Origin of the sequence: Methylovorus sp. MP688, assembly GCF_000183115.1 — a bacterium.
GTDB lineage: Bacteria > Pseudomonadota > Gammaproteobacteria > Burkholderiales > Methylophilaceae > Methylovorus > Methylovorus glucosotrophus.
The window spans coordinates 647,483-660,977 of the sequence record NC_014733.1 but is presented as its reverse complement, the minus strand read 5'-3'; the positions used below and the strand labels follow the sequence as shown (position 1 = coordinate 660,977).

The window sequence follows — 13,495 nt, the reverse complement described above, 5'->3', positions numbered from 1 at the left end:
GATGAATCCGCATGTTTGTGGAGAAAAAAGCGATAGGTATTACTTATGAGACAAGGACTGTATACAGGCGCGCTTAATCACGCGCATACCAATAGCGCATGGATTGCTGTCGCCAGCTATGCACGGCGATTCCCTCGACCGACAAAAAGTCGAGCAGGATGGCGCCATCGCGATCTGACCGATAATCCTGCGCGCCCAGCCCATGGTAGCGCGCCATTACCTCGGCCTTGGGGTGACCAAATCGATTGCGATAGCCAACGGCATACAGGGCAATCGCGGGACGCACGGCCGCCACAAATGCAGGCGTAGACGAGGTGCGGCTGCCGTGATGCGGCACCAGCAAGGCATCCGCGGCCACACGGCCACCCGCCGCCTCCAGCAGGCGAGCCTCTGCGCTTTTTTCAATATCGCCAGCCAGCAATATGCTGCCGTAGCGACTGCTTACCTTCACCACGCAACTGCGGTTGTTATCCTGGAGATCTACCTGTTCCATGCTGGTCACATCCGGATACAGCATTTCAAACACCACACCATCCCATTGCCAGCGCTGGCCTGCCTGGCAGGTTCTGTGCTGTTTGACTTGTAGCGGAACAGCCTCGGCAGGCAATGAGCTCAGCATCCACTGCGGGGACAACACATCCGCCACAGCCTGCAATCCGCCGCTATGATCATTGTCATTGTGGCTCACGATCAGCCCATCCAGCCGGACGATGCCCTCTCCGCGCAAATACGGCAGGATAACGCGCCGCCCAGCATCGCTTTCCGCGGAGTAACGCGGGCCGGTATCGTAAAGCAAGGTATGCCGGGCGGTATGAACCACCACTGCCATGCCTTGCCCCACATCCAGCATCACCACGCGCATAGCACCGTCCGGCAGCGGCTCCTGGCGGATCAGCAGCATGGGCAGCAGGCCCATCCACCCCAGCCAGCGCAAGGGAAATCCTCTTGGCAACAGCATCCAGAAAATACCCGCCATGGCGGGCAATAGCGACCACGCAGGGGGCGCCTGCTGCTGCCATACTGCCCATCGCGATACGGCGAGCCAATGCATGGCCTGGGTAACAAACTGCATCAAGGCATGCGCCAGCCAAAGCAGACTATCAATAGGCAACAAGGTACCGGCCAGGGCCAGGGGCACCACGCCCAGACTGACCACTGGAATGGCGATGGCATTTGCCAGCGGCGACACCAGCGATACTTGCTGAAACAGCAAGAGCAAAAGGGGTAACAAGCCGAGCGTCACTGCCCACTGGGCATGCACCGCCTGACGCCATTTGGCCAGCATGCCGATACGATATGCTCCGGCAAAAGCCATCACCGCCACTGCACCGAAGGATAACCAGAAACCCGGTGCCATCACCGCCCAGGGGTCGATCAGCACGACGACCAGCAAGGCACACGCCAGTACCCTTGCAATGCCGAATCGCCGCCCCAGCCACAAGGCAATGGCAAACACCGTCAACATGTACAAGGTGCGCTGGGTGGGTACCGAAAACCCGGCCACCAGCGAGTAAAGCAATGCCACCAACCAGCCCAGGATGACACCGGCCTTGCGTGCTGGCAGCAGCAGATTCAGCCGGTAGCTGCGGCGCCAGCCCGCATACACGGCCCAATACGCCAGACTGGCCAGCATAGTGATATGCAAACCGGAAATACTGATCAAATGGTTCACACCACTGCGCAAGAACACATCCCAATCTGCAGTGGTGATGCCGCTATCATCACCCGTCACCAGCGCCTGCAATAATGGCATGGCGGGCCTTCCGGGCAAGACCTGGGCGATGCGTGCATTCAGGTGCTCACGCACCCGCTCCACCACATAGGCCGGGCGCCACACCATATCGTCCACGCGCCGATATTCGCTGCGGGTGCGGATATAGCCGAATGCCTGCAGATCGTTTTCCAGTGCCCAGCGTTCAAAATCAAAGCCATGCGGATTCACACTGCCATGCGGACGCTTGAGCCGGACAGTCAATTGCCAGCGCTCACCGGCGTGTATTTGCGGTATGGCGGCCTGCTTCTCCGCTGGAGATGCGCTCTCTCCTGTACCGGAATCTCGTGAGCCAAAGGCATTGTGTCGATAAAGATTCAGCGAGATGCGATTTGGCACTCTGGCGGTTGGCGTCAATACCTGCTCAACATCAAATGCAAAACTCACGCCACGTTCGCGCTGCTCGGGCAAGCCAGCCACCACCCCCACCACCGCAATATCACGACCCTCCCATTCCGGAGACAAGGCATCGGCCAAGCGCGCTTGCGCTAGCCATGCGGCCCAGGCAAAACCGCATACAACGGCAAGCAGACATAGAAACACCCGCCGCATATGCGCAGGCAAATACCAGCAAAGACCTGTCAGTAATATAAGTAAAAGGCCGACCGGCCAAAGTGCAGGGAGAGAAGGGAGTTGTTGCAGTACCCAGGCGCCGGCAGTAAACGCGAGCGCCAGGGTAATCACGTCAGGGCAGGGTCAAACGGAAACAGACGAAGAATGATCAGCACCGGTGCTGATCAGCTGACCATCCTGCAAGCGGTATTGGCGCTGCATCTTGGCGGCAAGCTCCAGATCATGCGTAACCACCACCAGGCTAACGCCTTGCCGCGCATTCAGCTCCAGCAACAGATCAAACACCGCATTGGCCGTGTGCCTGTCCAGATTGCCCGTCGGCTCATCCGCCAATATGCAACGCGGATTAGTCACCAGCGCCCGCGCTACCGCAGCGCGTTGCCGCTCGCCGCCGGAAAGCTCGCCAGGCATATGTTCCAGACGATGCGCCAGCCCGACCTGGGTAAGCGTTTCAGCTGCAGCCGCCAGCGCTTCTGCCCGCGGCATGCGGCGGATAAACAAGGGCATGGCGACGTTTTCCAGCGCGGTGAATTCGGGCAGCAGATGGTGAAACTGGTACACAAAGCCCAGGGCATGGTTACGCAGCTCACCGCGGCGCGCCTCGCTGAGGTCTGCCAGTTTTTCCCCCATCACCCGCACTTCGCCTGCGCTGGCGGCATCCAGCCCGCCGAGCAGATGCAGCAGCGTACTTTTGCCAGAACCGGAGGTGCCCACAATCGCCACCTGCTCGCCCTGTGTCACATGCAGATCAATGCCGTTCAGCACGGCGACATCCAGCCCGGCATAGGTTTTGCGCAAGGCGCTACATGCAATCACTTCATTACTCATAACGCAAAGCCTCCGCCGGATTGATGCGCGCTGCGCGCCAGCTTGGGTAAAGCGTGGCCAGCAGACTTAATATAAAAGACATGACGGTAATCACCGCGACATCGCTCCACAGCAGGTGCGATGGCAGCTCGCTGATGTAATACACGTCCTTGGCCAAAAACTGGATGCCCAGGGTACGTTCGATGAAGGGCACGATGGTTTCGATATTGAGCGCAATCACCACACCAAAAATCGCGCCAAAGACCGTGCCGATCACGCCGATCAGCGCGCCCTGCACAATGAATATCTGCATGATGCTGGAGGGGCTGGCGCCAAAGGTACGCATGATGGCAATGTCGGCGCGCTTGTCGGTCACGGCCATCACCAGCGTGGAGACGATATTAAATGCGGCCACCGCGACAATCAGCGCAAGAATAATGAACATGACGCGCTTTTCCATCTGCACGGCGCGGAAGAAATTGGCATGCTGCTCGGTCCAGTCGCTGATGTAATAATTGCCCTTGCCTTGCAATTGCGCCACCAGTGCCGTGGTGACACGCGGCGCAGCAAACAGGTCATCCAGCTTGAGCCTGACGCCGGAGACATCGCTGCCCATGCGATAAAGCTTGGCGGCATCCGCCATGTGGATCAAGGCCAGGCCGGCATCGTATTCGTACATGCCAATCTGAAAAATACCCACCACGCGAAACTGCTTGATGCGCGGCACGATACCCGTCGGCGTGAACTGACCTTGCGGCGCCAGCACCACGACCTTGTCGCCCAGTATCACCCCTAACGATTGCGCCAGCTCGGCTCCCAGCACAATGCCGAATTCGCCTTCCTTAAGATCGGTCAGCTTGCCTGCGCGCATATGGCGGCCCAGGTCCGCCACCCGATCTTCATCCACCGGCAGCACGCCACGCACAATGGCGCCCTGCACCGATTGCCCGTAGGAAAGCATGCCCTGCGCCATGATGTAAGGCGCTACGGCCTGCACATGGGGCGCATGCTCCACCTCTTTGGCGAGGATGGGCCAGTCGGCCAGCTTGTTATCGACGCCGCTGATCTGCATATGCGAAGCTACGCCCAGAATGCGCGAGCGCAACTCCTCCTGAAAACCATTCATGACCGACAGCACGATAATCAGCGCAGCCACACCGAGGCCTATGCCTATCATGCTGGTCATGGAAATGAAGGAGATGAAGTGATTGCGACGCTTGGCGCGTGTATAGCGCAGGCCGACGAAAATCTCGTACGGCAATGTAGTGAATTTAATAGCCATAGCGCCGAATTCTAGCAGGGAACAGGCGCCATTCTGCTAAAATTATGCAAGGCTGTGATCAGCATAAACAGCATGCCTTGCCCGTGTGGACCAATGCGCCCGGGCAGGCATTGCAAACCTTTACATTCTGGAGCCCTTACACTCTCATGTTTACCGGAATCATCCAAGCGGTAGGCCGTATCGAAAAAGTCGACACCCTCGGCAGCGATGTCAAGCTGACGATAGACGCCACCGCACTGAATCTTGGTGATGTTGCCATTGGCGACAGCATCTGCGTCAATGGCGTGTGCCTCACCGCCGTCAGCCTGAGCCCCAGCCATTTTCAGGCGCATGTCTCGCGCGAAACCCTCAACTGCACGGTCGGGCTGGATAATGTCAAACCCGTCAATCTGGAAAAAGCCCTGCGCTTTTCCGACCGTCTGGGCGGCCACATTGTCAGCGGCCATGTGGATGGCGTCGGTCAGGTGGTGCGGTTCGAGCCTGCGGGAGATTGCATGCTGCTGGCCGTGCGTGCGCCACATGCCATTTCGCGCTATATCGCTATCAAGGGTTCCATCACGATTGATGGGGTCAGCCTCACCGTTAACAGCGTGGATGGCGATGTGTTCAGCGTGAACCTGATTCCCCATACGATAGAAGTGACCGCGCTCAAGAGCCTGGGCGTGGGCAGCCGGGTGAACCTGGAGGTCGACATGATCGCCCGTTACGTAGAGCGCATGGCGCAATGGAAAACCGAAGGAGAAAGTGCGTGATCAGCCCGACCAAAGACATTATCGAGGACATTCGCCAGGGCCGCATGGTCATTCTGGTGGACGAGGAAGACCGCGAAAACGAAGGCGATCTGGTGCTGGCCGCGCAATTCACCACGCCTGAACATATTAATTTCATGGCCAAATATGGTCGCGGCCTGATCTGCCTGACCCTGACCGAAGACCGCTGCCAGCAGCTGGCACTGCCACCTATGGTGCAGAAAAATGGCGCGCCGCTGGGCACCGCCTTCACCGTGTCGATTGAAGCCGCCGAAGGTGTCACCACCGGCATTTCGGCTGCGGACCGTGCACGCACGGTGCAGGCAGCCGTTGCCCGCAATGCCAGCCCGGCCGACATTGTCAGCCCTGGGCACATCTTCCCGCTCACGGCAGAAAATGGTGGCGTCCTGGTACGCGCCGGCCACACCGAAGCGGGTTGTGACCTTGCCGCCCTGGCTGGTCTGGAGCCCGCAGGCGTTATCTGCGAAATCCTCAAGGACGACGGCAGCATGGCCCGCCTGCCTGACCTGATTGAATTCGCGCGCGAACACCAGCTCAAAATCGGCACCATTGCCGACCTGATTCACTACCGCAGCCAGACCGAAAGCCTGGTACAGCGCAGCGCCGAGCGCACGGTGCAGACGCCTTACGGTCCGCTGCAACTGATTGCCTACACGGACCGCATCAATGACCAGACCCATCTGGCGCTGATCAAAGGCGCACCAGATGAATCGAAAGAAGTGCTGGTGCGCGTGCACGAGCCGCTGTCGGTATTCGACCTGCTCGACAGTTCCAGCTGCTCGCACTCCTGGAATACCCTGAAAGCCATGGAGACCATCAGCCAGGCCGAATGCGGCGTGATGATACTGCTGCGTGGTGACGAACACGGCAGTGATCTGGTCGACCGCATCCAGCGTGCGGATCAGTCCATCCGGCACAAGCAGGATCTGCGGAATTACGGCATAGGCTCGCAAATCCTGCTCGACCTGGGTGTACGCAAAATGCGATTGATGGCTGCCCCGCGCAAAATGCCGAGCATGACCGGCTTCGGGCTGGAAGTCGTTGGCTATCTGGAAGCTTCCCCGACCTGATATTTATGCGATAATTGGAACCGTGGAAAACGTCAATCTTACCAATCACTTTCTCATTGCCATGCCCGCCATGGCCGACCCCAATTTTGCCAAGTCGGTCACCTATATATGCGAGCACAATGCGGATGGTGCGCTGGGCATCGTGATCAACCGCCCGACCGAGATGACGCTGCAGGAGCTGTTCAGCCAGATCAACCTGTCGCTGGACGATGCCGAGATGGCCGCCAGTGCCGTGCACTTTGGCGGACCGGTACAGATAGACCGCGGCTTTGTGCTGCACCAGCCGCCCGGCGACTGGCAGTCCAGCATCTCCATCAATGGCAAGACGACGCTCACCACCTCGAAAGATGTGCTGGAAGCCGTCGCCAATGGCACGGGGCCAGAAAAAATCTTCATCTCGCTGGGCTATTCCGGCTGGGCTGCCGGGCAGCTGGAGCAGGAAATGGCGCAGAATGCCTGGTTATCCGTCCCTGCCGACGACACGGTATTGTTTGACCTGCCCAGTGAAAACAAACTCACCGCGGCCATGCAACTGCTGGGGCTTGATTTTGCCAAGCTTTCGGAAGAGGCCGGGCATGCCTGATATGGCCCCTACTTCTCTTCCTGCCTGAGCGCATGCAGACCGTCACCCCTCGCCTCAACACCATCAACAACGATCCCGCCAAGCAATTGCTGCTCACCTCAGAGGGAACGGCGCTGGCTTTTGACTTTGGCGAAAAACGCATAGGCGTGGCCGTAGGCGAACACCTGCTGGGCATCGCCCACCCGCTCACCACCATCGAAAGTGAAGCCAACGATGTGCGCTTTGCGGCGATTACCGCGCTGATCAACGAGTGGCGCCCTACCGTGTTAATTGTCGGCCTGCCGCTATCGCTTGATGGCGAAGAGCATGCCACCAGCCTGCTGTGCCGCAAATTTGCCCGACGGCTTGATGGCCGCTTTGGTTTGCCCGTGGTCATGATAGACGAGCGCCTGAGCTCGGCAGAGGCCAGCAGTTCGCTGAATGAAACTGGTGTATACGGCCGCAAGCAGAAAGTCATGCTGGATCAGGTGGCCGCCCAACATATCTTGCAATCCTACTTTGACACATTGTCTTCCCTCTCCGTAGCGCAACCGCATGCGGGGAGCCAATGACACCATGAATAGAGCACATCACCATGATACTGCCTGACGCCGAAGCCACCTTTGAGGTGCTGCTGCAAAAGCTGAAACCGCTCATCACCGACAACACTGCACTGGTGGGTATTCACAGTGGTGGCGTCTGGCTGGTAGACCGCCTGCTGCCACTGCTGGGCCGCCCTGTGGCACGCGGAACGCTGGATATCTCGTTTTATCGGGATGATTTCGACCAGCGTGGCCTGCGTGCTGAAAACAAGCCATCGCAGATCCCGTTTGATGTACAGGATCAGCACATCATCCTGGTTGACGATGTGTTTCATACTGGCCGCACCATACGCGCTGCCATGAACGAGCTGTTTGATTACGGCCGCCCGGCCAGCATCAGCCTTGCGGTGCTGGTGGACAGGGGTGGCCGCGAGTTGCCCATCGTGCCGCAGATCGTCGCGGCGGATATTCCACTGCCCGTAAGCCAGAACTTGCAACTGCTGCAATCGGAAAACGGCCGTTTCCATTTTGAACTGAAAGACAGCCTCTGATGCTTAACCCCCAACTTACCCCGGATGGCAAGCTGCGACACCTGCTGTCTACCGAAGGCCTGCCGCGCGCCATCCTTAACCAGATTCTGGATACCGCGGAATCTTTTGTCGGGGTGGCCGAGCGCGAGGTGAAAAAAGTGCCGCTGCTGCGCGGAAAAACCGTGTGCAACATCTTCTTCGAAAACAGCACCCGCACCCGCACCACCTTCGAGATTGCCGCCAAGCGCCTGTCCGCTGACGTGATCAACCTCAACGTCAACACCTCGTCGCAATCCAAGGGCGAGACCATCCTGGACACCATAGACAACCTGACGGCCATGCACGCCGACATGTTCGTCATCCGCCACGCGCAATCCGGTGCTGCCCACCTGATCGCGCAGCATGTGGCGCCGCATATCCACGTGATCAATGCCGGTGATGGGCGCCATGCGCACCCGACCCAGGGCTTGCTGGATGTATTCACCATCCGCCGCTACAAGCCGGACATGCACAACCTGCGCGTGGCGCTGGTAGGGGATGTGCTGCATTCCCGCGTGGCCCGCTCCGAGATTCATGCCCTGACCACGCTGGGCGTGCCCGAAGTGCGCGTCATCGCGCCCAAGACCCTGCTGCCGCAGCACGTAGAAAAACTGGGCGTGCAGGTGTATCACGACATGCGCGAAGGCCTGAAGGATGTGGATGTGATCATGATGCTACGCCTGCAAAACGAGCGCATGAGTGGCGCCCTGCTGCCCAGCGCGCAGGAGTACTTCAAGTGTTATGGCCTGACCCCGGAAAAACTGGCCCTGGCCAAACCGGATGCGATTGTCATGCATCCCGGCCCCATGAACCGTGGGGTAGAAATCGACTCCGCCGTCGCTGACGGCAAACAATCCGTGATATTGCCCCAGGTCACTTATGGTATCGCCGTACGCATGGCGGTCATGTCCATGCTTGCAGGAAACAGCGCATGAAAATACTGATTAAAAACGGGCGCCTGATCGACCCCAAAAACAACATCGACACCACGCAGGATATCTACATTGCCGCAGGCAAGATCGTCGGCATAGGCAGCGGCCCTGCTGGCTTCGAAGCGACACAGACTCTGGATGCCAGCGGCTTGCTGGTGTTGCCCGGACTGGTGGATTTGTCCGCCCGCCTGCGCGAGCCCGGCTTTGAGCACAAAGCCACGCTGGAAAGTGAAATGCAGGCCGCCGTCGCTGGCGGTGTTACCAGCCTGGCCTGCCCGCCCGATACCGATCCGGTGCTGGATGAACCCGGCCTGGTAGAGATGCTCAAGCACAAGGCCAAACAGTTGCACCTGGCCCATGTGTATCCGCTGGGTGCCATTACCCGCCAGTTGCAGGGCAAACAGCTGACCGAAATGTCCGAACTGACCGAGGCCGGTTGTGTAGGTTTTTCGCAAGCCGATGTGGCGATTACCGACACCCAGGTGTTGTGGCGCGCCATGCAGTACGCCGCCACCTTCGGCTATACCATCTGGCTGCGGCCGGAAGAACCTTACCTCGCCAGCGGCGGCACAGCCCACGACGGCGAAGTCGCCAGCCGCCTCGGCCTCAAAGGCATCCCGGCGGCAGCCGAAACGCTGGCGATTGCCAGCATATTGACCATTGCCCGCGAAACAGGCGCCAGCATCCACCTGTGCCGCCTCTCCACGGCGGAAGGTGTGGAAATGGTGCGCGCCGCCAAACGGCAAGGCCTGCCTGTTACCTGCGATGTCAGCATCAACCACCTGCATCTGACAGAGCATGACATCGGATACTTTGACCCCAACTGCCACCTGCGTCCGCCATTGCGCGGCCAGCGCGATCGCGATGCCTTGAGCCAGGGAGTGATTGACGGCACGATAGACGCCATCTGCTCGGACCATACCCCTGTGGATGACGACGCCAAACTGCAACCGTTTGGGGAAGCGGAAGCCGGGGCCACCGGGCTGGAGTTGTTGTTGCCCCTGGTATGCAAATGGGCTGATGAGCAGAATATTCCGCTGACTCAGGCTCTTGCCGCCGTCACCACCAAGGCAGCGGCCATACTGGATATTCCTGCGGGCGAGTTATCCTTGCACGCAGACGCCGACCTTTGTCTGCTTGACCCGGCACAGGAGTGGAAAGTGGAAGCCAATGCGCTGCAAAGCCAGGGCAAAAATACCCCCTTCCTGGGGCTGCACTTGCGGGGCAAGGTACGCTATACCCTGGTCAACGGCCAGCTGGTGTATCAGGCCGCATAATTCGTCCGAGGCCTGACCATGGCCGCAGATCGCAAAAACGCCAGCCACATCGGCTGGCGTTATTTTTTTATCGATTGCCGGCGGGGCGCCCGCTTCCTCGGCGGCTTTACCGCATTCTCCAGCGCGGAGGCATCCAGCGGCACCAGTCCCTGATCACGGCCCAGCACCTGCAACAGCTTCCGAGCATCAAACGGTGCACGCACCTTGATGTCATTATCAAAATAACAATAGATATCCCGTGCCCTGGCAGATGGCGCAGCATCCGCTTCCGCGACCCGACTGGCGTCAGTGGGTTCACCCCCATGGCTCCACTGGCTGATACGTTTCGCCCAGCGATTCAAGGCCTCTTCGCCATAGCCGCTGGCGTATAACTCCGCATCGCCATGCAAGCGCAGGTAAACAAAATCTGCCGTCACATCTTCCATATACGGCCATTTGCCTGCGGTATCCGCCACGACCAGCGCCACTCCATATTGGCGTAACAAGGCAATGAATTCCGCATGCTCGAAACTGACGTTCCGTATTTCCACCGCATGCCGCAGGCGCCGCTTCTCATCCACTTCAAACCATGTCTTGCCCGCCATTTCCGGACTATGGTCGCGGGCCAGCGTAGCGGCGGCATGGGTATCGCGTGGCAGCTGTTGCAGGAAATGCTCGAATAGGGCGGCATCGAATTTAAAACTGGGCGGGAATTGCCAGAGGATGGGGCCTAGCTTTTCCTTGAGCGCCAGCAGGCCGGAGGCAAAAAAATTCGCCATGGCAGTCTCGATATCGCGCAGGCGCAGGATATGCGTGACATAACGCGTGGCTTTAATGCTGAAGATGAAATCGGAGGGAGTTTGCTGATACCAGCGCTGGTAACTGGTCGGGCGCTGCAATCCATAAAACGAGCCGTTCAGCTCAATGCTGGGCAGCGCACGGGAAGCAAACTCAAGCTCCCGCGCCTGCGTGAGGTCTTCGGGATAAAAGACACCACGCCAGGGAGGATATCGCCAACCAGAAATACCAATCCGTATATCAGCCGCCATATCCGTTGGTAAGCGAACTCAGGGCAAAGTTCGTTCCCCCAGGTGCCCAGCAGCAACCACAGCGGCGTTTGAAAGCTAGACTATTCCCAGTTTATCGAGCCCGGAGGACATATCGCGATCTTGCGCGTCCTTGCCCTCCAGCTTGATCTTGAGGCGGATATCGTTGATGGAGTCTGCATTGCGCAGTGCATCTTCGTAGCTGATTTCATCGCGCTCATACAACTCAAACAGGGCCTGGTCAAAGGTCTGCATGCCCAGTTCGCGTGACTTCGCCATGATCTCCTTGATGCCATGCACTTCGCCCTTCAGCACCAGGTCAGAAATAAGGGGGGAATTCAGCATGATCTCAATCGCCGCCGCACGGCCCTGACCATCACGCTTCGGAATCAGGCGTTGCGAGACAAAGGCCCGCATGTTCAGCGACAGATCCATCAACAATTGCTGACGACGCTCTTCAGGGAAGAAGTTGATAATGCGGTCCAGCGCCTGGTTGGTGCTGTTGGCGTGCAGTGTTGCCATGCACAGGTGGCCGGTTTCGGCAAAGGCAATGGCGTAGTCCATGGTTTCGCGATCGCGGATTTCGCCGATCATGATCACATCAGGCGCCTGGCGCAGGGTGTTTTTCAGCGCAGCAAACCAGTTATCGGTATCCACGCCCACTTCGCGCTGGGTCACGATGCAGTTTTTGTGGTCGTGTATGAATTCAATCGGGTCTTCAATGGTGATGATATGACCGTAACTGTTTTCGTTGCGGTAGCCCATCATCGCCGCCAGCGTGGTGGATTTGCCGGAGCCCGTGCCGCCGACCAGAATCACCAGGCCGCGCTTGGTCATGGAGACTTCCTTCAATACCTCAGGCAGGCGCAGGTCATCAAACTTTGGAATAGCCGAGGTAATGGTCCGGAATACCAGACCGACCGAGCCACGCTGCACAAAGGCATTGACCCGGAACCGGGCCACACGCGGCATGCTGATGGCGAAATTGCATTCGCGGGTCGCTTCGAATTCGGCAGCCTGCTTGTCGTTCATGATGGCACGGGCAATCTCGCGCACGTGCTGGGGCGTGAGTGGCTGGCTGCTCATGGGCGTCATCTTGCCATCGATCTTCATTGCCGGTGGAAAGGCCGCCGTGATGAACAGATCAGAGGCTTTCTTGGCAATCATCATGCGCAACAAATCAAAAACAAACTTCTCTGCCTGACCTTCTTCCATGGAAGACTACCTTAAATAAACGCGTTGAATAATCGTACGAAAAGCTGCTTAGCCGCCGAAGGATTCCTTGTTGGCAGCCTTGCCTCGGGCTTCGCCCACCGAAATGATATTGCGCTTCACCAGCTCCTGCAGGTTCTGGTCCAGCGTCTGCATGCCCACATTTTGCCCGGTCTGGATGGCGGAATACATCTGCGCAATCTTGTTCTCGCGGATGAGGTTACGGATGGCCGGCGTGCCTATCATGATCTCATGCGCGGCAACACGGCCCTGCTCATCCTTGGTTTTGCACAGTGTTTGCGAGATTACCGCCCGTAAGGACTCAGAGAGCATGGAGCGCACCATTTCCTTTTCGGCCGCGGGGAATACATCGACGATACGGTCTATGGTCTTGGCCGCCGAGCTGGTATGCAGGGTGCCAAACACCAGGTGGCCGGTTTCAGCGGCCGACAGGGCCAGGCGTATGGTTTCCAGGTCGCGCATTTCGCCAACCAGAATCACGTCAGGGTCTTCACGCAGCGCTGAGCGCAAGGCATTCGAGAACGACAGGGTATGCGGACCGACTTCGCGCTGGTTGATCAAACACTTTTTCGAGGTGTGGACGAACTCAATCGGGTCTTCCACCGTCAGGATATGGCCGTACTCGTTTTCATTGATGAAATCGACCATGGCCGCCAGCGTAGTGGATTTGCCGGAACCGGTCGGCCCGGTCACCAGCACGATGCCGCGCGGGTTTTGCGCGATTTCACGGAAGATAGGCGGACAGTTCAGCTCTTCCATGCTCAGAATCTTGGAAGGAATGGTACGGAATACCGCGCCCGCACCGCGATTCTGATTGAAGGCATTGACCCGGAAACGGGCAAGATTGGGAATCTCGAACGAGAAATCGCACTCCAGGGTTTCTTCGTAAATCTTGCGCTGGCCGTCGTTCATGATGTCATACACCATGTCGTGCACCTGGCTGTGATCCATGGAGGGCAGGTTGATTTTGCGCACGTCGCCATGCACCCGGATCATGGGTGGCATACCGGCGGAAAGATGCAAATCAGAAGCCTTGTTTTTAACCGAGAACGCCAGCAAATCCGAAATATCCACCCTAGGCT

General features: G+C 58.4%; 13 protein-coding genes. 7 read left to right on the top strand and 6 right to left on the bottom strand.

Annotated features, from left to right (window positions below; translation table 11 throughout):
• Positions 1–73: 73 nt before the first annotated feature.
• Genes MPQ_RS03220 through MPQ_RS03210 form a run of 3 tightly spaced genes read right to left on the bottom strand, consistent with a single transcriptional unit; the run spans position 74 to position 4,433 of the window.
• Positions 74–2,455, bottom strand: coding sequence for a DNA internalization-related competence protein ComEC/Rec2 (locus MPQ_RS03220; protein WP_041361991.1), 2,382 nt, complete (start codon positions 2,453–2,455; stop codon positions 74–76).
• 12 nt (positions 2,456–2,467) lie between these two features.
• Complete coding sequence (gene lolD / locus MPQ_RS03215; protein WP_013441465.1) at positions 2,468–3,172, bottom strand: lipoprotein-releasing ABC transporter ATP-binding protein LolD; 705 nt, start codon at positions 3,170–3,172, stop codon at positions 2,468–2,470.
• Positions 3,165–4,433, bottom strand: coding sequence for a lipoprotein-releasing ABC transporter permease subunit (locus tag MPQ_RS03210; protein WP_013441464.1), 1,269 nt, complete (start codon positions 4,431–4,433; stop codon positions 3,165–3,167). The genes lolD and MPQ_RS03210 overlap by 8 nt, the downstream gene beginning before the upstream one ends.
• A gap of 146 nt (positions 4,434–4,579) precedes the next feature.
• Here MPQ_RS03210 and MPQ_RS03205 point away from each other — a divergent pair, with 146 nt between their 5' ends.
• From MPQ_RS03205 to MPQ_RS03175, 7 genes are read left to right on the top strand one after another with little or no spacing between them, the layout of a single operon-like run.
• Complete coding sequence (locus MPQ_RS03205) at positions 4,580–5,185, top strand: riboflavin synthase (RefSeq protein WP_015829496.1); 606 nt, start codon at positions 4,580–4,582, stop codon at positions 5,183–5,185.
• Complete coding sequence (ribBA, locus tag MPQ_RS03200) at positions 5,182–6,273, top strand: bifunctional 3,4-dihydroxy-2-butanone-4-phosphate synthase/GTP cyclohydrolase II (RefSeq protein WP_013441462.1); 1,092 nt, start codon at positions 5,182–5,184, stop codon at positions 6,271–6,273. Before MPQ_RS03205 ends, ribBA begins: the two co-directional genes overlap by 4 nt.
• 22 nt (positions 6,274–6,295) lie before the next feature.
• Positions 6,296–6,856, top strand: coding sequence for a YqgE/AlgH family protein (locus MPQ_RS03195; RefSeq protein WP_013441461.1), 561 nt, complete (start codon positions 6,296–6,298; stop codon positions 6,854–6,856).
• A gap of 32 nt (positions 6,857–6,888) precedes the next feature.
• On the top strand, positions 6,889–7,407 hold the full coding sequence (gene ruvX, locus MPQ_RS03190; RefSeq protein WP_013441460.1) for a Holliday junction resolvase RuvX: 519 nt from the start codon (positions 6,889–6,891) through the stop codon (positions 7,405–7,407).
• 23 nt (positions 7,408–7,430) lie between these two features.
• Positions 7,431–7,928 (top strand): bifunctional pyr operon transcriptional regulator/uracil phosphoribosyltransferase PyrR, encoded by a 498-nt coding sequence (gene pyrR, locus MPQ_RS03185; protein WP_013441459.1) that lies wholly within the window; start codon positions 7,431–7,433, stop codon positions 7,926–7,928.
• Positions 7,928–8,881 (top strand): aspartate carbamoyltransferase catalytic subunit, encoded by a 954-nt coding sequence (locus tag MPQ_RS03180; RefSeq protein WP_013441458.1) that lies wholly within the window; start codon positions 7,928–7,930, stop codon positions 8,879–8,881. Before pyrR ends, MPQ_RS03180 begins: the two co-directional genes overlap by 1 nt.
• On the top strand, positions 8,878–10,155 hold the full coding sequence (locus MPQ_RS03175; protein ID WP_013441457.1) for a dihydroorotase: 1,278 nt from the start codon (positions 8,878–8,880) through the stop codon (positions 10,153–10,155). The genes MPQ_RS03180 and MPQ_RS03175 overlap by 4 nt, the downstream gene beginning before the upstream one ends.
• Positions 10,156–10,214: 59 nt before the next feature.
• On the opposite strand, the gene MPQ_RS03170 is transcribed toward MPQ_RS03175, so the two are convergent.
• From MPQ_RS03170 to MPQ_RS03160, 3 genes are all read right to left on the bottom strand, one after another.
• Positions 10,215–11,183, bottom strand: a complete 969-nt coding sequence (locus MPQ_RS03170) for a DUF72 domain-containing protein (RefSeq protein WP_013441456.1) — start codon at positions 11,181–11,183, stop codon at positions 10,215–10,217.
• A 75-nt stretch (positions 11,184–11,258) separates the two neighbouring features.
• On the bottom strand, positions 11,259–12,395 hold the full coding sequence (locus tag MPQ_RS03165; protein ID WP_013441455.1) for a PilT/PilU family type 4a pilus ATPase: 1,137 nt from the start codon (positions 12,393–12,395) through the stop codon (positions 11,259–11,261).
• Between the two features lie 48 nt (positions 12,396–12,443).
• Positions 12,444–13,487: a type IV pilus twitching motility protein PilT gene (locus MPQ_RS03160; RefSeq protein ID WP_013441454.1), complete on the bottom strand. Its 1,044-nt coding sequence runs from the start codon at positions 13,485–13,487 to the stop codon at positions 12,444–12,446.
• Positions 13,488–13,495: the final 8 nt, after the last annotated feature.